Annotated in this window: 18 protein-coding genes; 5 read left to right on the plus strand and 13 right to left on the minus strand. The window is 54.9% G+C overall.

What is annotated here, in order from left to right; all coding sequences use genetic code 11:
* Nucleotides 1–169: 169 nt before the first annotated feature.
* Nucleotides 170–868: a metallophosphoesterase gene (locus ACW9KT_RS14130; protein ID WP_457081464.1), complete on the plus strand. Its 699-nt coding sequence runs from the start codon at nt 170–172 to the stop codon at nt 866–868.
* Between the two features lie 13 nt (nt 869–881).
* On the opposite strand, the gene ACW9KT_RS14135 is transcribed toward ACW9KT_RS14130, so the two are convergent.
* Nucleotides 882–1,301: a tellurite resistance TerB family protein gene (locus ACW9KT_RS14135; protein WP_457081465.1), complete on the minus strand. Its 420-nt coding sequence runs from the start codon at nt 1,299–1,301 to the stop codon at nt 882–884.
* Nucleotides 1,302–1,526: 225 nt separating this feature from the next.
* On the opposite strand from ACW9KT_RS14135, the gene ACW9KT_RS14140 reads away from it, so the two are divergent.
* Together ACW9KT_RS14140 and ACW9KT_RS14145 are read left to right on the plus strand one after the other, a co-directional pair.
* Nucleotides 1,527–2,072 carry a hypothetical protein gene (locus ACW9KT_RS14140; protein WP_457081467.1) on the plus strand — a complete coding sequence of 182 codons (546 nt, stop codon included), beginning with the start codon at nt 1,527–1,529 and terminating at the stop codon, nt 2,070–2,072.
* Nucleotides 2,073–2,107: 35 nt separating this feature from the next.
* Nucleotides 2,108–3,193: a lipase family protein gene (locus ACW9KT_RS14145; RefSeq protein ID WP_457081469.1), complete on the plus strand. Its 1,086-nt coding sequence runs from the start codon at nt 2,108–2,110 to the stop codon at nt 3,191–3,193.
* A 33-nt stretch (nt 3,194–3,226) separates the two neighbouring features.
* On the opposite strand, the gene ACW9KT_RS14150 is transcribed toward ACW9KT_RS14145, so the two are convergent.
* The 9 genes from ACW9KT_RS14150 to ACW9KT_RS14190 form a co-directional block, all read right to left on the minus strand.
* Nucleotides 3,227–4,543 carry a cytochrome P450 gene (locus tag ACW9KT_RS14150; RefSeq protein ID WP_457081471.1) on the minus strand — a complete coding sequence of 439 codons (1,317 nt, stop codon included), beginning with the start codon at nt 4,541–4,543 and terminating at the stop codon, nt 3,227–3,229.
* A gap of 160 nt (nt 4,544–4,703) precedes the next feature.
* On the minus strand, nt 4,704–5,525 hold the full coding sequence (locus ACW9KT_RS14155; protein ID WP_457081473.1) for an enoyl-ACP reductase FabI: 822 nt from the start codon (nt 5,523–5,525) through the stop codon (nt 4,704–4,706).
* Between the two features lie 264 nt (nt 5,526–5,789).
* Entirely contained in the window at nt 5,790–7,463 is a 1,674-nt protein-coding gene (gene recN, locus ACW9KT_RS14160; RefSeq protein ID WP_457081475.1) for a DNA repair protein RecN, read from the minus strand.
* 254 nt (nt 7,464–7,717) lie between these two features.
* Nucleotides 7,718–8,629, minus strand: a complete 912-nt coding sequence (gene porD / locus ACW9KT_RS14165; protein ID WP_457081477.1) for a type IX secretion system protein PorD — start codon at nt 8,627–8,629, stop codon at nt 7,718–7,720.
* Entirely contained in the window at nt 8,622–9,281 is a 660-nt protein-coding gene (locus ACW9KT_RS14170) for a phosphopantothenoylcysteine decarboxylase domain-containing protein (RefSeq protein WP_457081479.1), read from the minus strand. Before ACW9KT_RS14170 ends, porD begins: the two co-directional genes overlap by 8 nt.
* A 52-nt stretch (nt 9,282–9,333) precedes the next feature.
* On the minus strand, nt 9,334–9,885 hold the full coding sequence (locus tag ACW9KT_RS14175; RefSeq protein ID WP_457081481.1) for a flavoprotein: 552 nt from the start codon (nt 9,883–9,885) through the stop codon (nt 9,334–9,336).
* Between the two features lie 24 nt (nt 9,886–9,909).
* Entirely contained in the window at nt 9,910–10,251 is a 342-nt protein-coding gene (locus tag ACW9KT_RS14180; RefSeq protein WP_457081483.1) for a DNA-directed RNA polymerase subunit omega, read from the minus strand.
* An 85-nt stretch (nt 10,252–10,336) separates the two neighbouring features.
* Nucleotides 10,337–11,173, minus strand: a complete 837-nt coding sequence (locus ACW9KT_RS14185; RefSeq protein ID WP_457081485.1) for an outer membrane protein assembly factor BamD — start codon at nt 11,171–11,173, stop codon at nt 10,337–10,339.
* A 77-nt stretch (nt 11,174–11,250) separates the two neighbouring features.
* Nucleotides 11,251–12,936: an OstA-like protein gene (locus ACW9KT_RS14190; protein WP_457081487.1), complete on the minus strand. Its 1,686-nt coding sequence runs from the start codon at nt 12,934–12,936 to the stop codon at nt 11,251–11,253.
* A gap of 107 nt (nt 12,937–13,043) precedes the next feature.
* Here ACW9KT_RS14190 and tilS point away from each other — a divergent pair, with 107 nt between their 5' ends.
* Together tilS and mdh are read left to right on the plus strand one after the other, a co-directional pair.
* Entirely contained in the window at nt 13,044–14,372 is a 1,329-nt protein-coding gene (tilS, locus tag ACW9KT_RS14195) for a tRNA lysidine(34) synthetase TilS (RefSeq protein WP_457081489.1), read from the plus strand.
* A gap of 118 nt (nt 14,373–14,490) precedes the next feature.
* Nucleotides 14,491–15,429: a malate dehydrogenase gene (mdh, locus tag ACW9KT_RS14200; protein WP_457081491.1), complete on the plus strand. Its 939-nt coding sequence runs from the start codon at nt 14,491–14,493 to the stop codon at nt 15,427–15,429.
* 96 nt (nt 15,430–15,525) lie between these two features.
* On the opposite strand, the gene ACW9KT_RS14205 is transcribed toward mdh, so the two are convergent.
* The 3 genes from ACW9KT_RS14205 to mutL form a co-directional block, all read right to left on the minus strand.
* Nucleotides 15,526–16,419, minus strand: a complete 894-nt coding sequence (locus ACW9KT_RS14205) for a rhomboid family intramembrane serine protease (RefSeq protein WP_457081493.1) — start codon at nt 16,417–16,419, stop codon at nt 15,526–15,528.
* A gap of 27 nt (nt 16,420–16,446) precedes the next feature.
* Nucleotides 16,447–17,226, minus strand: a complete 780-nt coding sequence (locus ACW9KT_RS14210; RefSeq protein WP_457081495.1) for a rhomboid family intramembrane serine protease — start codon at nt 17,224–17,226, stop codon at nt 16,447–16,449.
* 194 nt (nt 17,227–17,420) lie between these two features.
* Nucleotides 17,421–19,355, minus strand: coding sequence for a DNA mismatch repair endonuclease MutL (gene mutL / locus ACW9KT_RS14215; protein ID WP_457081497.1), 1,935 nt, complete (start codon nt 19,353–19,355; stop codon nt 17,421–17,423).
* Between the last annotated feature and the right edge of the window lie 61 nt (nt 19,356–19,416).

Consider the following 19,416-nt stretch of genomic DNA (forward strand, 5'->3'; position numbering starts at 1 on the left):
AAGCAAAGTAGAAGCGCCTAGTTGTGTCTCGTCGTTGAAGGGTTGTTACTGAGCCTTTTGGCCAAGCAACTTCAGCAACAACGAGACGCAACTAGGCGCTTCTACTTTGTTCAACTTTTGTCGATAAACTAAAAAAGCCCCCCAGCTCAACCACAGCCCACTTGCCTCTGTGCCCGTAGTAGTCGGCATGGAAACTTATGCTCTCGGCGACATTCACGGTGCCTATCGTGCCCTCGAACAAGTATTAGAACGCAGCCCCTTTCGGCCCGGTATTGACCGCCTCGTTCATCTGGGCGACATCTCCGATGGCTGGCCCGAAACAGCTGAATGTGTGGAACGACTGCTTAGCATTCCAAACAGCATCTGGCTGCAAGGCAACCATGACTGGTGGACGGCCGAGTGGATGGCTACCGAACCACCGCGGACAAAGGTCAATATGCTATGGTATCAGCAGGGCGGCAAGGCTACCTACGACTCCTATGAACGTGGGCCACAGGAGCAGCTTGAGCGGCATTTTCAGACTTTCTTTGGTCAGCAGCAACCATATTTTGAGGACGAAGCAGGCAACCTATATGTGCACGGTGGCTTCGACCCTTACCAGCCAATAGCCAAGCAAAATCCTTACGACCTGGTTTGGGACCGATTACTTTGGCGTAATGGCTTGTTTGCCAATGCTTACAAGGAATGCTTCATTGGGCACACTCCTACTTGGCCCGCTAGCGCTGTGCCGTGCCAGCGGGCCAACGTCTGGAACCTAGACCAAGGTGCGGCCTACGGCGGGCTGTTGACCCTGATGAATGTGCGTACCAAAGAATTCGTCCAAAGTGATATAGTTCAAACGCTTTATCCCGGCGTGAAAGGCCGCTGATGCAAGCCCAGCCTTACTTTACTGTGGGCGGGTTGCGGTTGCCACCAGTGGGCTCGCCGCCGGCCAATTGGCTTACCATGTCATCCAGAATGTCTTTGCTGTAGCCGATGCGGTTGGCGTACTCCATGCACAGGCCGTATTCGCGGGGGTCAATCTGGCCGTCTTGCAGCATCATTTGCACTAGGGTTTGCAACTCCATCGTGCGCTGCATGCCTTCTGAGGCTACCACGAAGCTGAGTATATCAAGGTTGTCGGCAATGGGCTGCACATCTTCGGCCGACAGGCCTAGCCTACGGCCAATTTGCAGTAGAAAGTCGCTTTCACTATTGTCGAGCACACCATCGGCGGCGGCCACTAGTACCAGATTCTGAAAAAAGCTCAGCTTTTTCTGCTGCGTATCGAGCAGCGTTTCGAGATCAGGGGTATTTGGCATGGTGAAATTATGCTAGGGTGGAATTTATAACTCCGGGGCGGCCCGGCGGTGAATGAATAAGTAACCTTTCCCAAGCTGGGTACGCGTACTGTGGGGCTGCACATCCTGATAGCCCAGCGGCTGAACTGCTGGTTTTAGCGTAATCTTACAGCTCGACAAGGTCTAAATTGAGCAACACATACCGCAAACGCCCGCTGGTGGTCTAGCCCTCAATACGTATCATTTATGAAAAACGCTTACCTCCTTCTCATCCTTTTTGTATTGGGCTGCACTACGGCCAAAATGCCCCCCACGCCCGCCCCCGACTTTTTCGGGCGCCTCAGCAGCTTGTGCAATCAGGCGTATCAGGGCAAAGTGGTGTATCCGGAAGGCGGCAAAGATCCATTTGCGGGCAAGGCATTGGTGATGCGGTTGCAAAGCTGCTCTCCCACCGAAATACGCGTACCGTTTCAAGTTGGCGAGGATAAGTCGCGTACCTGGGTGTTTACTAAAAGCGACCAGGGCCTCCTGCTCAAGCACGACCACCGCCACCCCGATGGCACCCCCGACTCGGTGACCATGTACGGAGGCTATGCCAAAGCCGGCGGCACTCTGTACAGCCAAAGTTTTCCGGCCGACGACTACACGGCCAAGCTGATACCTGCTGCCGCCACCAACGAGTGGTCGACGGCACTCAGCGAAGACCAGAAAACGTTCAGCTACATTCTGAAGCGCGATGGGCAGCTACGGTTTCAGGCTGACTTCGACCTCACAAAACCCCTGAGCCAATAGCTTGTATAAGAGTAATCTACCAAATTACTCTGCCAATGCGCATTGCCATCGTTGCTCTCCTCGGTTTGCTGATAGGAGCCGGCACCCTACAGGCCCAACAACTGAAGCCTGGCTTCGATAAGGCTGAGTACTTGGAGCTGTTGCGACTGCACGCGCGCATTGCCGACACCACGTTTTTTGGGGCTATTCCGCGGCCTGCTCGCTTTCGCATGGTGTACCGCTCGCCCGTGGTAGGCCTCGACAACCGCTGGGACCTGTGGATCAGCCCCGACGCGGCGGCCGTTATCAGTATTCGGGGCACCACCCAGAACTCGGTGAGCTGGCTGGAAAATTTTTACGCGGCTATGCTGCCCGCTACCGGCGAGCTGCGCATCTCCCCTACTCGCACGTTCAAGTACGCGCTGGCTACCAATCCGCAGGCGGCCGTGCACGCGGGCTGGCTGCTGGGCACGGCCTTCCTTGCCGACGACATTCTGGTCAAAATAGATTCTCTCCACCAGCTCGGCACCCGCGACTTTATCATCATGGGACACAGCCAGGGCGGCTCGTTGGCTTATTTGCTTACGGCCCACGTACGCTCGTTGCAAAAGCAGGGCCGCCTGCCCACCGATATCCGCTTCAAGACCTATTGCAGCGCCGGTCCTAAGCCCGGCAACCTGTATTTCGCTTACGACTATGAGGCTGCAACCCATGGCGGCTGGGCGTTTAACGTAGTAAACCCAGCCGACTGGGTGCCAGAATTCCCCCTCTCCGTCCAGACGCTGCGCGACTTCAACCCTGTCAATCCGTTTGTGGGGGCCAAATCTATTATCCGCAAGCAGAAATTTCCGAAGCGCGTCGCGCTGGGCTTTGCTTATAATCAGCTAGCGCGGCCTTCTCAGCGGGCTCAGCGCCGCTACCAGCGCTACCTTGGCAATTTCGTGGCGCGGGAGATAAAGAAGCAAGTCCCTGCCTATCAGGGCCCCGCTTTTTATCCCAGCAACAACTACGTGCGCACCGGTACTCCTATCGTATTGCCCGCCGACTCTACGTATTACACCAAGTTTCCGAATGACCAGGAAAAGCTGTTCGGCCACCACCTTTTTCAGCCCTACTACTACTTAGCGGAGCGGTTGCCTTAAGGCAAAATCCCCCCAGCAGCCGCAACAGAGCGATTAGCCATGAAACGGACACCCAGTCGCGGCGGCTTCGGCTGCGAGGCTGCGCGCCTCTAATAGCATCGGCTTTCGGACGCGCACATTTTCCATCACAAAGCCGCTTTTCGGCAGCGTCGGCATACGGCGCAGGTCGTAGCGCAGGTCCTGGGGCGGCACGTCGTAGGTGAGGTTGTCATTGAGGAAGGTGACGGCTTGCTTGATGGCTTCGATCGTTATCCACTCGCCGGCGCAGCGGTGACCGGTTTCGTAGCTACCCCCACCTTGGGGAATGAAGTCAAAGCGGCTCTGCTTCCAGTTGCGGAAACGGTCTGGCCAAAATACGTCGGGGTCTTGCCACTGGCGTGGGTCGTGGAGAGTGCCGTACACATCCAGCAGCACCAAGGTGCCTTTAGTAAACTCGTAGCCGTGCCAGACAAAGTCGGTGCGGACCCGCGCCCCTAGGAATGGCGCAAACGGAAAGTACCGCCGTACTTCCTGCACAAACAGTTCGGTGTAATCTTCGGAGCGGTTGCGCAGCAGCGGCCGGTACGCTGGGAACTCGTGCAAGGCCACGGCGGCGAAGGTGATGTAAGTAGCAATTGCCACAATGGGGCGCAGCAGGTTTATTAGCTCCACAGCGGCCATTTGAGTATCAAACAGCTCCCCGTTAGGCTCCCGGTGCCAGGCTACGGTATGAGCTGGCATGCCTTCTTCGACGGCTAATTTGCCCGAGCGAATTTTTTGTATAACTCCTCGAATCCATTTCTCGGCGCGACGACGGGCACGTTTGCCGCGCCAGTGCCGTGGCCCCACCCCGCCAAACGCATCGACCATGGCGCCAAAGTCACGGGCGCGCTGTTCTACTTCCTTTTCTCGGAGGGGGACCCCAGTCCAAGCGCACGCCGCTCGGCACAAGATTTCCTGAACCTCCGGAAACAGCTTTACCTCATCCAAGTGCTCCCATTGCTCCGCGTAGGTCTGCCATTCCTCGGCGAGCAAAGCCATGAGCCGGTGCCGGCTGCCCGGCGTCATCACCGACATAAACATATCCTTGCGGCAGCGGTGGATATCATCGTCCTGCGTTTGCACCGCATCTTGGCCCATAAGGGTAGTTTGAATGCGCCGGGGCACTGCGCCAGTTCGCATAAATCGGGCAGGATCGTAGAAGAGCCGGGCACTCTCCGGTCCGTGCAAACAAATAGTCTTTTGCCCCAGCAACCGAATTTGAAAGATATCGGATTGTAAATGGTTGCTACGATTGTGAATAAAGGGGAAGCCCTCACGTAATAAATCTAACGTGCTGTCGAAGCTAGGGTCGCGGGGAATAGTGCGCATAAGCTGTTGTAATGGCTACTAAGAATAAATGATGCGGTAACCATTTTTCTACGCACACTACGCTCATGGGATGCGGAGGAGTTTAATCGCCGCATTCGGTTCACACAAAAAAGCCCGACCTAATTATAGGTCGGGCTCTCACTACTTCCGGTTCGGAAGCTTAGCTATTCATTTTTGTCAAAGCTTCTACCACATCCTCCGAAATGCCCGTGCTGCTGAAGCCGCCGTCGTGGAGCAGGTTCTGCATGGTCACGTAGCGGGTTAGGTCGGAGAAAAGGGTGATGCAGTAGTCGGCACAGGCCTCAGCGGGCGCATTACCTAGGGGCGACATTTTGTCGGCGTAGTCGTAGAACGCATCGAAGCCTCCTACACCAGTGCCAGCCGTGGTTTTAGTGGGAGATTGGCTAATGGTATTTACACGCACTTTCTTCAGCTTGCCAAAGCGGTAGCCATAGTTGCGGGCAATGCTTTCGAGCATGGCTTTAGCCTGCGACATATCCGTGTAATCGGGAAATACGCGCTGAGCGGCTATGTAACTCAGGGCTAGAATGCTGCCCCACTCATTCATGGCATCCTGGCGCTCGGCCACGGCCATCATCTTGTGAAACGACAAAGCCGATACGTCGAGCGTTTGCTGGAAGAATTTGTAGTCCAGCTCACCGTAGCTTTTCTTTTTGCGGATGTTGGGGCTCATGCCAATGCTATGCAGCACGAAGTCCAATTTGCCCCCCAGGTGCTCAGTAGCCTGCGAAAATAGGTTTTCCAACTCTTCTACCGAGGTAGCATCAGCGGGCACGATAAGAGCGCCGCACTCCTCAGCCAACTGCTTGATTTCGCCCATGCGCATAGCCAGCGGGGCATTGGTCAGCACGAAGCGAGCACCTTCGGAGTGAGCTTTTTGAGCCACTTTCCAGGCAATAGATTTGGAATCGAGCGCGCCGGAAATAATGCCGACTTTGCCAGCGAGTAGGTTATTGGACATGGAGAGAATGTAGGAGTTGGTGGTTAGGAAGTGCAAAAGAGGCGAAAAAATAAAAAACACCACCACACTCTCTCCAACAACGTCAACTGGTCTCCTCTAATCTTGTGTGTTGACCACCGCCACGAGACCGTCATGCAGAGCGGAGCGGAGCATCTCGCTCGTGGGATTACTAATCCTGGTAAACATGCGAGATGCTTCGCCCCGCTCTGCATGACCCCCTTATTTGGTTCTAACTCTTCAAGCGGTGTTGTTCGACCAGTTGCGCTAGGCGGCAATTGCCTCGCCGCGCATCGCCAATAGCTCTCGCGCGCTTTCAAAGGCGTTTTCGCTGGGCTTAGCGCCGGCAATCATATGGGCAATTTCCCGGATACGCTCCTCGGTGTTCAGCTCACGAATGCGGCTGATGGTGCGGTCGGCACGATCTTCTTTGTACACGAAGTAATGCGCGTCACCGGCAGCGGCCATCTGAGGCAGGTGGGAAATAGCTACCAGTTGGTGCTTCTTAGCCATTTGCTGCATCATACGACCCACTTTCACTGCAATTTCGCCCGATATACCGGTGTCGATTTCGTCGAACACTATGGTGGGCAAGGCAGTCTTATCGGCCAGCATGTACTTAATGCAAAGCATAAGGCGGGAGAATTCGCCCCCCGAGGCAGCTTTGCTCAGTGTCTGGGGTTGAGCGCCTTTGTTAGCCGTAAATAGAATGCTCACCACATCGGTACCACTAGCGCTGGGCTGACTAGTAGTGTGCTGTATTACAATGCGCGAGTGCGGCATACCGAGTTCAGAGAGCAATGCGGCCAGTTCCTTCTCAAACTTTGGAAACGCTTTGCGGCGGCTTTCCGACAGGCGGGCGGCTTGCTTAGTTACGGTAGCCAGGGCGCCGTCGGTGTCTTTGCGCAAGCGGGCAATTTCCTTGTCGAGGTTGAACACCGAGCCTACCTGCTGACGCAATTGGTCGCGCACTTCAATAAGGGCCGCCAGGTCGCGGACTTGGTGCTTGCGCTGGAGGTTGTAGAGTACATTCAGCCGACCTTGCAGCTCGTCGATGCGGGCGGGGTCGCCTTCAGTGCGGCGCTCGGCCGCTTCTACTTCGTCGGCGATGTCATGCAGTTCAATAAGGCAGCTGTCGAGGCGGGCCTTTAGCGTTTGGAAGGAGTCGGCGTAGGCGGCAATTTGACCGAGCATAGTGGCCGCTTCCTTCATGCTGCCCGTAGCGCAATACTCGCTTTCCGACAAGCTTTGGTAGGCTTGGCTGAGCTTATACTTGATTTCCTCGGCGTGCTCCAGCTGCTTTATTTCCTGCTCTAGCTCCTCCTGATTTTCCTGATCCAAACGGGCTTCTTCCAGCTCACTAAGCAGAAAGCTATGGTAATCAAGCTCTTTATTCGCCTGCGCCACTTGGTTTTCCAAGGCCTTCAAATCGGCTTCGAGTTTGCGGTACTGACGGTAAGCGTTGGAATACTGCCCCCGCGTCGGCACCAAGCTCGCATATAAGTCGAGCAGGTTCAGCTGAAACACAGCGTCGCCCAGCAGCAGCGTATCGTGTTGGGAGTGAATGTCCATTAGGTTAGCGCCGATTTTACGCAGCGTCTCTAGCGTCACGGGTGTGTCGTTCACAAAGGCCCGCGACTTGCCTGTAGGACTAATCTCGCGGCGCAGAATGCACTGAGCGTCGTAGTCGAGATCTTCCGAGTCGAAGATGTCTTGAAGCTGATAGTTCGAAATATCGAACTGGCCCTCAATCACGCACTTATTGCCCGTGTTGAAGAGCATGCGTGAGTCGGCCCGGTTTCCGAGGAGCAAACCAATGGCGCCCAGCATGATAGACTTACCGGCGCCAGTTTCGCCGGTGATAATATTGAGCAGAGCCGAGGGCCGCAACTCCAGCGCTTCAATCAGCGCGTAATTTTGAATGCGAAGATCAACCAGCATAGGGTTTCAAATAACAGGAAGCAGCGCCGTCGGCGGCTTCCGTAAACTCTTAATTTAATGTCGCGACTGCCAGCGCTAGGGGCTTTTTGTTTTCCAACTCACATAGTCAACAAAGCAAAAAAGGACGTTTTGGCTATCCTGAAGGCAATAGGCATCCACTACAACTAATAAAATTAGTTGATTCCCTTAGTCCAACAAAATAAAGCCAAATTATTTAGCAGCAGATTGTTAAATGCTGCTCTTACCCAAATACGCTAGCGCTGTAGAATAGCTTGGTATTTCGCTGAGTTAGTCGGGTCGACTTCGGTAAGCAAAGCCACGACTTGCTGCTTCTGCTGAGGGTCGGTGGCGGTGCGGAATATATTGGCAATTTCGTCGGCTTTCGTGTCGAAGAAAGCACGGGCCAACAGCGTGCCGGGGCGGCGGACGGTAGCACTTTGCACGCCTTGCAAAGCCTTGAATATGCTGGCACGAGCCTCTTCAGGCTTCTCGATAAAGATGTCCATACCCTGCCGGTAATAAGCGTACACACCACTGCGAAAAGCAGCTAGCTGCGGATCTTGTAAGTTATTGAGCAGCCAATAACGGTTGCGGGGCTCCGTGTCGCGCCAGCCGCGGTCGTTTTCCTGGGTTTGGGAAGCGGCAGTAGTCAGAATCTGGCGGGCGCGGTCGTAGTAAGGCGAGCCGCCCAATGGTGTAAAGCTGTCCTGATCCATGCCGATAATAATGTAGGCGTAGAAGCTCAGCAGCGACGACAGATTCGACACAAATACGTTGTCGGAATAATCGAGCGGATTCTGGGGCGAGTAGTTGAACGACCAGCCCCGATCAGCGTAGGAAAGCAAATTGGTTTGATACCCAGTACCATACACGGGCCGTTCCGTCACGATGCGAGCCGTGGCTAGGTACGAGCCAGTTTGGGGGATTCCCGTGATGCCCACGAACAGCCGAAACCGAATGCGCTCCTCGGGCCGATACGTAATGCTGGTCCAAGTGCGGGTGTTCAGAAAGGATTGGATGTCGGTGCGCATCTGCTGCACAAGCTGCTGATCAGCAATGGTCACGTTTTCAGTGGTCACATTTACTTCAGCCAGTAGCTCCTGAGCCTGAGCAGGACGCGCCAGCAGTAGAAACAGACAGCAGAATGAGAATAGCAGGTTACGCATGGGGTGTGGGAATGGCAGACAGCGAAGCAAGAACGATTTGAACAATGTCGCGGGCCACTTCGGCTTTTGGCTTCAATTCAAAGGTAGTCATTTGCCCCCCAGCGCTTAGCAAAGTCACTTTGTTGGTATCGTGACCGAAACCAGCGCCGGCGTCGCGGAGGGAGTTAAGCACAATAAGGTCGAAATTCTTCCGCCGGAGCTTAGCTCGGGCATGCGCTTCCTCATTACTAGTCTCCAACGCAAAACCCACCGAAAATTGTTCAGGTCGCTTCTGCTGACCCAGTGTGGCCGCGATGTCCACGTTTTTAACCAGCTCCAGCGTTAGCGTATCGTCGTCTTTTTTGATTTTGTCCGCTGCCATTGAGCGTGGCTTGTAGTCGGCTACTGCGGCGGCAAACACCCACACATCGGCTTGGGGGGCAAATTTGGCAGCAGCAGCGTACATCTGATCAGCCGTTTGCACGGCTACTACCTCAATTAGTTTATGCTGAAGTTGCAGCTGAGTAGGACCACTTACCAACGTCACATTTGCCCCCCAGTCAGCAAAAGCCTCAGCTAGCGCGTAGCCCATCTTCCCAGTGGAGTGATTACCGATAAAGCGCACCGGATCAATGGGTTCGTAGGTGGGGCCAGCCGTAATCAGGACGCGCATAGGAGGAAGTTGAGGGCAATACCGTGCTTCGCAGAGCACAGCAAACGTCAGGCTATTTACTAAAAAACTCGTCCAGCTTCAGCATAATATCCTCCGGCTCCAGCATCCGGCCCGGCCCCGACAGGCCGCTGGCCAGCTCCCCGGCGGGCGAGTCGAGCACGTGGTTGCCAAAGCGGCGAAGGCGGGCAAAGTTCTCATTTACAGCTGGGTGAGCATACATATCCAGGTCCATGGCGGGAGCCAGAAACACGGGGCATCGGGCCGAGAGGTACACGGCCGCCAGCAGATTGGGACAGTGCCCGTTAGCGAGTTGAGCCACCGTATTGGCGCTGGCCGGCGCAATCACCAGTGCATCGGCCCACAGGCCCAACTCCACGTGGTTGTGCCACTCACCGGCCGCTTCATTCTTCAAAAAGCCCGTTAGAACTGGGTTTTTGGAGAGTGTACCAAGTGTAAGGGGCGTGACAAAGGCCGAGGCCGAGGCAGTCAGAATGACTTGTACCTCAGCCCCGGCCTTAACCAGGAGTCGCACCAACAGGGCGGACTTATAAGCGGCAATGCTTCCGCACACGCCCAGCAAAATTTTACGGCCTTGCAGCGCCATTGTGCGGTAGTTAGGCAGCGAGGTTTACTCGGCAGCGCGCGCTGGCGTTTCGCCTTCGGCGGGCGTCGAGAAGTACACTTTGCCTTCCAAGAACTCTTCTACCGCTAGGTTAGTGGGCTTGGGCAGACGCTCGTAGTGCTTGGAAATCTCGATTTGCTCGCGGTTCTCAAAAACTTCTTCGAGGTTGTCGACAGTAGTGGCGAATTCGGCCAGCTTGCTGTTCAATTCCTCTTTCAGCGTAACCGAAATCTGGTTGGCCCGCTTAGAAATGATAGCCAGCGACTCGTACACATTACCGGTTTGGTCAGCGAATTCCGACAAGTTGCGGGTCACGATAGAAGCAGGGACGTTATTCGGAGTTTTCATCTTAAACTGAATGGTTAAATTGTTTTATAGCTGAATGGCTGACTTAACGGAGAAGTTTACACCTAACCATCAGCCTATTATTCAACTAGTTATTATTAGTTGCGGCGGCGTCCGTCGCGGGTTTTAGCTTGGCCACCTCTGCACGGGCATCGTCATAAAGCGACTCAGCCGCTTTCAAATTTTTGCTCTGCGGATACGCATCAACGAGGGCCTGATAAAAGGCAATTGCCTCCAGATAACGTTCTCGCTGCTTCTGCTCCACACTTTCCTTGGCGTAGTTGTACTGCGCGACTACTTTCAAGTAAGCAGCTTCCTCGTTATAGCTTGATGAAGGGAATTGCTGCTGAAAAGCCGTGAGCGCAACTACTGCCGACTGATAATACCGGAGTTGATAATATAAGCGTGCGCTTTCAAAAGCCTTCACATCCAGCTTCTTCTGCAATTCCAGCGACATGCTTTCTGTCTCGGGTCGGAATTGGCTTTCTGGGTAACGGTTCAGGAAGTTCTGGATGGCTTCAAGGGCCGTATACGTATTGGTTTGGTCGAGCTGAAACTGAGGCGAGTCGCGAAACAACGACTTGGCATGCATAAACATGGCCTCCTCAGCATAGGTCGAGTTGGGGTATGTTTCCGTAAACGAATTGAAATAGTAGGAAGCCAGCGTGTAGTTGCGTTGGCGGAAGTTGGTGTTGGCAAAGTAAAACTGTGCCTTTTCCGCTTCCGGCCGACCACGCAGTAAGGGAATCAGCTCTTCAAGCAAGGTGCCGGCTTTAAAAAAGTCGCCCTCATCATAATACTTGATGGCGGCAGCGTATTTTTTATTCACGTCGTCGCTCTTGAGCAGCTTTTGGTAGCCACCGCACGAGCCGAGCAGCAAAGTGCTCAGCAACAACAGAAAGAAGGTAGGACGAAACAAGGGCATAAGGACGCAAAGGTAACTGATTACGAAGCCGAATCAAACGGCAGAGAAAGTAGCTTCTACTATAGATAACGTAGCAGCTATTTTAGCTTAGCTGCCGCCGGCGCAGGGGTTATGGGCTGGGCAGGCTTTTTAGCGTTGGGAGCAGCTTTCGGTTTTGGCTTTGGGGGGCTTTTCTGCGGCTTGGGAGCCGATTTTTTTGGTTTGGCTTTGGCTGGGGGCGCAAAATGCTTTCCTAACGTAGCTCTACGACTAGGTCGTTCCTTTATGCGCCATTGCATGCCTTTCAGCGTCTTATCGGGCTCCTTCAGCTCATGCGGCGGAATGAAGCTGGCGTCGGGGTTGGTTTGGAAGGTGATGGTTTGCAGCTTGTTAGCGGCAAAGCGTAGCGCCATGGTGGCGCTGACAGCTTTGTTCATGCCGGTAGTGGTGGTGTCACCCTCAAGAGCAAAGTAGAGGCTCTCCGCGTTGCCAACCACGTCCACTTTTTTTATTTTATTTTCACTGAAGTACGCCACCATGTTGCGCCCCTTCACCTGATTAAAGTTCAGCAGCGTATCCTGTCCCACGATAAAAGCATTGGCATACAGGCGCATCTGGTCGATTTTGCCGCGTCGCTGCCTGATTTCCATGCTATCGGAAGTGAGCTGATTTTTATCGCTCCATAGAATCGGGTTTCGGTTCAAATAAATAATGGAGTCCTGACGGTCGTAGGTCAGCGAGTCGCAACGGCCTTGCAAATCGGCGCGGAAGATGCGCACTTTGGGAAAAGCATAAATAATGCCCCCCGCCGTTTGGCCCGGCCGACCCTCCACGCTCATCAGCGTATCAGCGGCTAAATACAGTGTGTCGCGGTCCGAGATATTGCGCATCACGGGCGTGCCATACACTTTAGCCTTACCCAGCGCCCGCCAATACCGTCCCACGTCACCCCGAATCACAATATTATCCTTCTTCGAGGTCATCGATACGTTGCCAGTGGCCACGCCGTACTGCCGGGCCTCGTCGTACACCAGCTTATCGCCACCAAGCAGATAGTCCGGCGTTTCAATCTTGGCGTTGCGCTGAAAGTTGGAAACCCGGGTAATGGTGTTGTAGTTGCCATTCTCGGCGTACAAGCTGCGGCCCTCCTGGCCCGTGATCCGCGTAGGGCCAAAGAAGTAAGCAATCTTTGACACCGTATTGTACTGCAAGGAGTCGGTGGTAATCACGTTGTCCTTGGTCGTCAGACGCACGTCGCGGCGGAAGCTGAACACTTTCGACACCGTATTGTAGTAGCCGCGCTGGCTGGTAAGCGTATTTTCAGGGTCTGTGAGGCGGCCGCCGGTGTTGTAGTAGGCTTGCTTGCGGTTGAGGTCGTAGTCGAGGGCTTGGGTGATGAGCGTCATGCGCGGGTCGCGCATCACTACGTTGCCGGTCATGCGCGCCTTGCGAGTGTCGCCGTCGTAAAAGGCTTGGTCGCCGGTAATAGTCAGCGTGTCGTTTTCGACGATGCGTACATTGCTGAACGCCTCTAGGGCGTTGCGGCCGATGTACTGATAAGCTGAGTCGCAGTAGATAAACGTATTCTGCTGCTTAAAGCTCACATTACCAATGAGCTTACGAATTTCTACGCCATTGAAATCGCCCCCCACCAGCTCGCCCGCTGTCAGCAGCTCAATGCGTTGGCCTTTGGGCGGGGTAGCAGCTTTGGGCGCCGGACGTTGCTGAGCTAGCATGGCTAGGGGCAGCAACAACAGAAGAATGAGGAGTCGTATAGAACGCATTTCGCCGCAAAGGTACAGAAGGCCCGTCGGTAACGCCCATCTTTGCAACGTAGTGCCTTCGACCTAAATTTTGCCCCCCCAGCGAGGGCTAAACAGAACAATACATTATGCTTGACCGCGTCCGCCAGTATATCGAAGAAAAAAACCTTTTCTCCCCCACCACCGACCACCTATTAGTGGCCGTGAGCGGCGGCATTGACTCCGTAGCCTTGGCTGATGTGCTCCACCGCCTGGAGGTACCATTTGCTATTGCGCATTGCCATTTTGGCCTGCGGGGTGAGGAGGCTGACGCCGACGAGCAGTTTGTGCGCAAGCTGGCCAAGAAATATGAGGTGCCTTACTTCGCCGAGTTTTTTCAAACCAAGGAATTTGCCGTCCAGGAAGGTATTTCCACCCAAATGGCCGCCCGCGCCCTGCGCTACGAATGGTTTGAGCGCATCCGCCAAACCCAGCAGTTAAGCTACATTGCCACTGCTCACCACCAGCGCGACGCGGCCGAAACCATGCTGCTAAACCTCACCCACGGCACCGGCTTAGCGGGCCTGCACGGCATTCAAGCCAAAAACGGCTACGTGGTGCGGCCTTTCTTGGGCATTGGTAAGGAAGACTTGTTCGAATACGTGATGGAAAACCGCTTGTTATGGCGTGAGGACGCCTCCAACGACAGCACCACCTACCAGCGTAACCGCCTGCGCCACGAGGTGCTGCCCGTACTGCGCGACATCAACCCCAACCTCGACCAGACCCTAGAGCACACGGCCGAGCGCGTGGGCGGAGCCGAGGAAATTGTGCGCCGCTACGTGGCCGACACGGCCGCGCAGGCTCAGAAAACGGAAGAGGAAGTTGTGTACTTCAACATCTCGACCCTACAGGCCACGGCGGCCATCACGCTGGTACTGCACGAACTGCTGCGGCCCTTCAACTTTTCTTTTCCGGTCACCAAGGAAATCGTTGCTGCTTTCAAAGCTACCGCCGGCCGCCGCTTTGAGTCGCCGACTCACTTGCTGGTAAAGGACCGCGACCAACTAGTTATTACCCGCCGCAATCTCACCAGCTTCGGTACTCACCAGCTGCACGCGGGTCAGACCAAACTGCTGGCCGATGGCCTGCACCTGACAGCCGACTTACAGGAAGCGGAAGGCTTTGCGGTTCCTCGCAAGAAAAACGAAACAGCCTTCGATGCCGACCGTTTGCAGTTTCCGCTCACGGTGCGTCGCTGGAAAGAAGGTGACTGGTTTATGCCCATTGGCATGAAGGGCAAGAAGAAAATAAGCGACTTCTTAATTGACCAAAAAGTGCCACTTAACCTCAAAGACGACGTGCGCGTGCTCGTTACCGCCGACCAGCGTATTGCCTGGGTGATAGGTTTCCGGCCCGACGAGCGGTACAAAGTGACGGAGGAGACGCAACGCGTGCTCGTGTTGCGCCGACTATAGCACGACCCAGCCCTCCTTTGGGTTTTCTGGCTTACTTCGCAAAAACCTCCGGCATGGAAACGGTTTTCGCTTACTTTTACCGTGCGAATCCTAATTCATACACCCAATTCCTTATCCGATGAAAGTTACCGTAGTTGGGGCTGGCAACGTGGGCGCAACCTGCGCCGATGTCCTCGCCACCCGCGAAATCGCCAACGAAATAGTGCTCGTTGATATCAAGGAAGGCTTCGCCGAAGGCAAAGCGCTGGACATCTGGCAGAAGGCTCCCATTATTGGCTACGATTCTCGTACCGTAGGTGTCACCGGCGACTATGCCCGCACCGCTGGCTCGGACGTGGTGGTTATCACCTCGGGTCTGCCTCGCAAGCCCGGCATGAGCCGCGACGACCTGATTTCGACCAACGCCGGCATCGTAAAATCGGTGACGGAACAGGTAGTTAAGCACTCGCCCGACGCTATTATCATCATCGTGTCGAATCCGCTCGACGTGATGACTTACCAAGCTCATCTCACTTCGGGCCTGCCCCGCGAGCGAGTATTCGGCATGGCCGGCATCTTGGATACGGCTCGCTACCGTGCCTTCCTGGCTGAGGCGTTGAACGTAAGCCCCAAAGACATTCAGGCAGTGCTTATGGGTGGCCACGGCGACACTATGGTCCCCCTCCCCCGTTACACCACTGTCGGCGGCATTCCCGTGACGGAGCTTATCGGTAAGGAAGAACTCGACGCTATTGTACAGCGCACGGCCGTTGGTGGCGGCGAGCTGGTGAAGCTCATGGGCACTTCGGCTTGGTACGCTCCGGGCGCCGCCGCTGCCCAAATGGTAGAGTCTATCGTGCGCGACCAGCGCCGCGTGTTCCCCGTGTGCATCAAGCTAGAGGGCGAATACGGCATCGATGGCGTATACCTCGGGGCGCCGGTTATTCTGGGCAAAAACGGCATTGAGCGCGTTATCGAACTGCAACTCAACGACGACGAGAAGCAGCTGCTCGAAACTTCACGCGGTCATGTGAAGGAAGTAATGGATGCACTGGACAAAATGGGCCAGACTGCATAGTCTTACTTTTTAGCTTAGCTATAAAAAAGCCCCCCAGTTATCGACTGGGGGGCTTTTTTGTGTTATGCTTCGCTCTGCATGACATTTTCCAAACTACTACTTCTGACTAGCCCTAAATAATTTCTGCTTCTCGTCTTTAGACAAACTCTCGTAGCCAGAGCGGGAAATCTTGTCGAGAATTAGGTCAATCTCATCTTGCTCAGGCTTAATAACCGTGCCTTTGCGGGCCGTGGTGGCCGGCTCAGCAGCACGATTGCGGTGAGTAACACGCAGGCGCGAACGGCCGCTAAAAAGCCCCCCAACCCAGTCGCCAATGGCCTGCACGGGGCGGCCTAAATCGGTGCCACCTTGTAGCAGCTTAATAAAGCTAAAGCCTAAAATCGCGCCCCCTATGTGTGCGATTTCGCCGCCAGCATTGCCGCCATCAATTCCGGCCAGAGAAATAATGACAATCACGATGGCGATGTACTTAATCTTAACCGGTCCGATCAGGATTAGATTGAAAGTATAGTCAGGCAACAGTGTAGCAGCGGCCACGATGATGGCCGTAACAGCGCCCGAAGCGCCTAACACTTCAGCTAGCGGACCATTGCGATAAGCTGGCACCAGATTATAAGCTAGCAGAAATAGCGCCGCACCAGCCAACGCGCCCAGAATGTAGAGGCTTACTAATTTCCGGTCGCCTAAGTATTCGCGCACTAGAGAGCCAAACCAGTATAGGTTGAGCAAATTGAAGATAATGTGCAGAAAGCCCTGGTGCAGAAAAGCATACGTGAGCACCGCCCAAGGGCGACGGGCCAAGGCGCCCAAATCGGCAGGCAGGCTAAACAAGCGCACAATGCTCTCATATATGCCTGCTCCACCGGCCAAAAACGTCACCGCCTTAATCACAATCAGCACAACGAACACCAGGATATTGATCAGCAAGAGCTGATTCAAGGCATTGTCGCGCCGGCTAAAGGCAGTGCGGATATCGTTTACAATACTCATGAAAAATGCAAGAGGTAGTACAAGTTATTAATACATCCGGGTGCGGTTGCGCTCCCAGAGTTTCAACAAAATGAAGCCGATCAATATTCCACCCAAGTGGGCAAAGTGCGCCACATTGTCGCCTGGCACCCGCTTGAAGCCCGCGTACAGTTCGTACAAACCGTAGAGGCTCACAAAGTATTTAGCTTTAATGGGAAATGGAAAGAACAGGAGCATCAGCTCGGTGTTGGGAAATAAGTACGCAAACGCGAACAGAATGCCGAACAGCGCCCCCGAAGCGCCCACCATAGGCGAGTTGAAGCTGCGGCTGAAAATGGCATCAATGGTTTCATTGGCGGAAGCAATCAGGTTCGCATCATTGGGATTGCGCTGCAGAGCGGCAGCTACTACCTCAAAGCCCCGAGCATCAGGTGCGTTATCGCGGAAAAAATCGGCGAAGGCCACGCCAGAAGGCTCCCGTTGAAACGCCAGCCGCGCATCGTTCATCTTGTCTAGCTCATAAAATCGCACTCCAGAGTAAAGAATACCGGCGCCAATGCCGCAGATCATCCAGAAAACGAGAAACCGTTGTCCACCCCAGCGTTGCTCCAGCAAGGGCCCAAAGGAAATTAGGCCGAACATATTGCCGAAAATGTGCCCGAGGCCGCCGTGCATGAACATATAGGTCACAAACTGCCAAGGCTGAAAGTTCTGCGAGCCGACCGGATAGAGCGCCAGAAAGCCCAAGCCGCTGAGCTGCGTGGCGAGCAGAAAAACGCCGATATTAATAAACAGCAGCGTGCGGACTGTGGGGGTAAGATTGAACATTAAATAGCAGGTTTTACAGACTAAGAAGGGTGCATTAGCTCGGTCGTCGGCACAGCGCACCAGCAGTGAGGGCCTGCTTTGCGCCTAACTACCGACGAGTAATGCCGACAAAGATTACGGCTTAAACGATAGTCCCGTCTGAAACGATAACCGCTCAGGCCAGTGAAATCTTTTTAGGCGGTACAAGTAGCTGTTTAGCGTGTAAAGAACGCCTGCAATTGGTCAAGCTCCAGCAGCACCAGCGTCCGACGGCCATCGGGTGTGTAGCCGGGCACTGAGCAAGCAAAAAGCCGATCGACCAAGGCGTTCATCTCTACTTCGGAAAGGCGGGCACTAGCGGCACTGCTGGCCACTCGCCGCGCCAGCGCACGGGCCATTTGCTCGCGCCGGTCCAGCTTCACGGGCCCTGCGTGGTTACGAAACTGCTCGATTAAGCCTTCAAAAAGCTCTTTCTCGTCGCGGGCGGGCACATCGGCCGGAATCCCTTCCACAGCGATGGTGTGGGGACCAAATTCTGCGAAGCGAAAACCCAGGGCGTGCAACGAATCAGTGACCTCACGCAGCACGGCAAAATCGGCGGGAGAAAACGTGACGGTGCGCGGGAAAAGTAGGGTTTGGGAAGCGCCGCTTTCCCGCTCCAACGCTTGGGCATACTGCTCATACAGGATCCGCTCGCGGGCGGCCAATTGGTCAATCAGCATCACGCCCGACTTCACCGGCACGAGTACGTACTGCTGATGCACCTGAATAACCTTGCTGCCCGGTCCGGCTTGGCTTTCCCGCAAGGGCAGTTCTGGAGCCACGCTTTCCGTTTCCTCAACCTCGAGACCCAGAGTCAGGGCCGCTTCTGGAGCTTCAGCCTCCACATCGGGCAGCGCCGTTTGGCCCAGTGAGCGGTAGAAATCCTCTAGGTCTTTTTTAGCTTGGTCAGTGGGTTTGGGGGGCAAATTCCGATCCTGGGGGGCAAATCGGTCAGTTTGCGGCGCGCGGGGCGAAGGCGAAGCTGCGTTGGCAGCGGCCGCCGCGAGTGCATCGGGCCGGTACTCGTCGGAGAATGAGTTGCGCGAGGCGCCAGAGCTGCGTAGGGGGCGGATGGGGGCAAAATTCACGTCGCCCTCAAAGTCCAGCGACGGCGCCATGTTATGGATACCCAAAGACTGCTTCACGGCGGCCCGCACAATGGCGTACACCGTTTTCTCGTCCTCGAACTTTATTTCTGTTTTGGTCGGGTGCACGTTGATGTCGATGGTCTTGGGATCAAGCTCCAAAAACAAAACGTAAAATGGATGTGTGTCGCGGGGCAGCAGGCCCTCGTAGGCAGCCAGCACCGCATGATTGAGGTAAGCCGAGCGGATGAAGCGGTTGTTGACGAAAAAGAACTGGTCCCCCCGGCTTTTCTTAGCCGACTCAGGCTTGCCGATAAAGCCCTTCACGGTAATAAATGGCGTCACCTCCTCGCAGGCCGCCAATTGCTCCTTATAACCATTGCCCAGCAAGGCCACAATGCGCTGACTCAGCTTGCCAGCCGGCAGGTTAAACACTTCCAGCTCATTTTGGTACAGCGAAAATGTTGTCTGTGGATTAGCTAGCGCCACGTGCTGAAACTCATCCAGTATGTGCCGCATTTCCACGGCGTTGCTCTTTAGGAAGTTACGCCGGGCCGGCACGTTGAAGAAAAGGTTCTTGACGGCAATGCTGGTACCATCGGGGCAAGCGACGGGCTGCTGACTCATCACCTGGGAACCCTCCACCAGCAACAGCGTGCCTGTGTCGTACTCGCGCTGCTTAGTACGGAGTTCCAGTTGAGCTACGGCCGCGATGGAAGCTAGGGCCTCCCCCCGAAAACCCAGGGTGCGAATTCGAAACAAATCTTCGGTGGAACGGATCTTGCTCGTGGCATGCCGCTCCAAGCTCATGCGCGCATCGGTTGGCGACATTCCGGCCCCGTTGTCTACCACCTGCACGAGCTGCTTACCGGCATCTTTGATAATAAGCTGCACCTGTGAAGCGCCCGCGTCCACGGCATTTTCCAGCAGTTCTTTTACCACCGATGCCGGACGCTGCACAACTTCACCGGCCGCAATTTGGTTAGCGAGGTACTCGGGGAGCAATTGTATTACGTCCGCCATCGGCCGGGAACTGAGGTTGTTAAGAATGAAGTTAGCAGGAGTAGAAAGGCCCTAAATACCA

The sequence above is a fragment of the Hymenobacter sp. HD11105 genome (assembly GCF_054051685.1).

Coding starts and splice junctions, on each gene's coding strand:
- ACW9KT_RS14170 (WP_457081479.1), bottom strand. CDS start 9,281: ATGCGCGTCCTGATTACGGCTGGCCCCACCTACGAACCCATTGATCCG.
- ACW9KT_RS14185 (WP_457081485.1), bottom strand. CDS start 11,173: ATGCCCTTGTTTCGTCCTACCTTCTTTCTGTTGTTGCTGAGCACTTTG.
- ACW9KT_RS14140 (WP_457081467.1), top strand. CDS start 1,527: ATGAAAAACGCTTACCTCCTTCTCATCCTTTTTGTATTGGGCTGCACT.
- ACW9KT_RS14210 (WP_457081495.1), bottom strand. CDS start 17,226: ATGTTCAATCTTACCCCCACAGTCCGCACGCTGCTGTTTATTAATATC.
- ACW9KT_RS14155 (WP_457081473.1), bottom strand. CDS start 5,525: ATGTCCAATAACCTACTCGCTGGCAAAGTCGGCATTATTTCCGGCGCG.
- ACW9KT_RS14205 (WP_457081493.1), bottom strand. CDS start 16,419: ATGAGTATTGTAAACGATATCCGCACTGCCTTTAGCCGGCGCGACAAT.
- tilS (WP_457081489.1), top strand. CDS start 13,044: ATGCTTGACCGCGTCCGCCAGTATATCGAAGAAAAAAACCTTTTCTCC.
- mutL (WP_457081497.1), bottom strand. CDS start 19,355: ATGGCGGACGTAATACAATTGCTCCCCGAGTACCTCGCTAACCAAATT.
- ACW9KT_RS14190 (WP_457081487.1), bottom strand. CDS start 12,936: ATGCGTTCTATACGACTCCTCATTCTTCTGTTGTTGCTGCCCCTAGCC.
- ACW9KT_RS14145 (WP_457081469.1), top strand. CDS start 2,108: ATGCGCATTGCCATCGTTGCTCTCCTCGGTTTGCTGATAGGAGCCGGC.
- ACW9KT_RS14150 (WP_457081471.1), bottom strand. CDS start 4,543: ATGCGCACTATTCCCCGCGACCCTAGCTTCGACAGCACGTTAGATTTA.
- ACW9KT_RS14135 (WP_457081465.1), bottom strand. CDS start 1,301: ATGCCAAATACCCCTGATCTCGAAACGCTGCTCGATACGCAGCAGAAA.
- recN (WP_457081475.1), bottom strand. CDS start 7,463: ATGCTGGTTGATCTTCGCATTCAAAATTACGCGCTGATTGAAGCGCTG.
- mdh (WP_457081491.1), top strand. CDS start 14,491: ATGAAAGTTACCGTAGTTGGGGCTGGCAACGTGGGCGCAACCTGCGCC.
- ACW9KT_RS14180 (WP_457081483.1), bottom strand. CDS start 10,251: ATGAAAACTCCGAATAACGTCCCTGCTTCTATCGTGACCCGCAACTTG.
- porD (WP_457081477.1), bottom strand. CDS start 8,629: ATGCGTAACCTGCTATTCTCATTCTGCTGTCTGTTTCTACTGCTGGCG.
- ACW9KT_RS14175 (WP_457081481.1), bottom strand. CDS start 9,885: ATGGCGCTGCAAGGCCGTAAAATTTTGCTGGGCGTGTGCGGAAGCATT.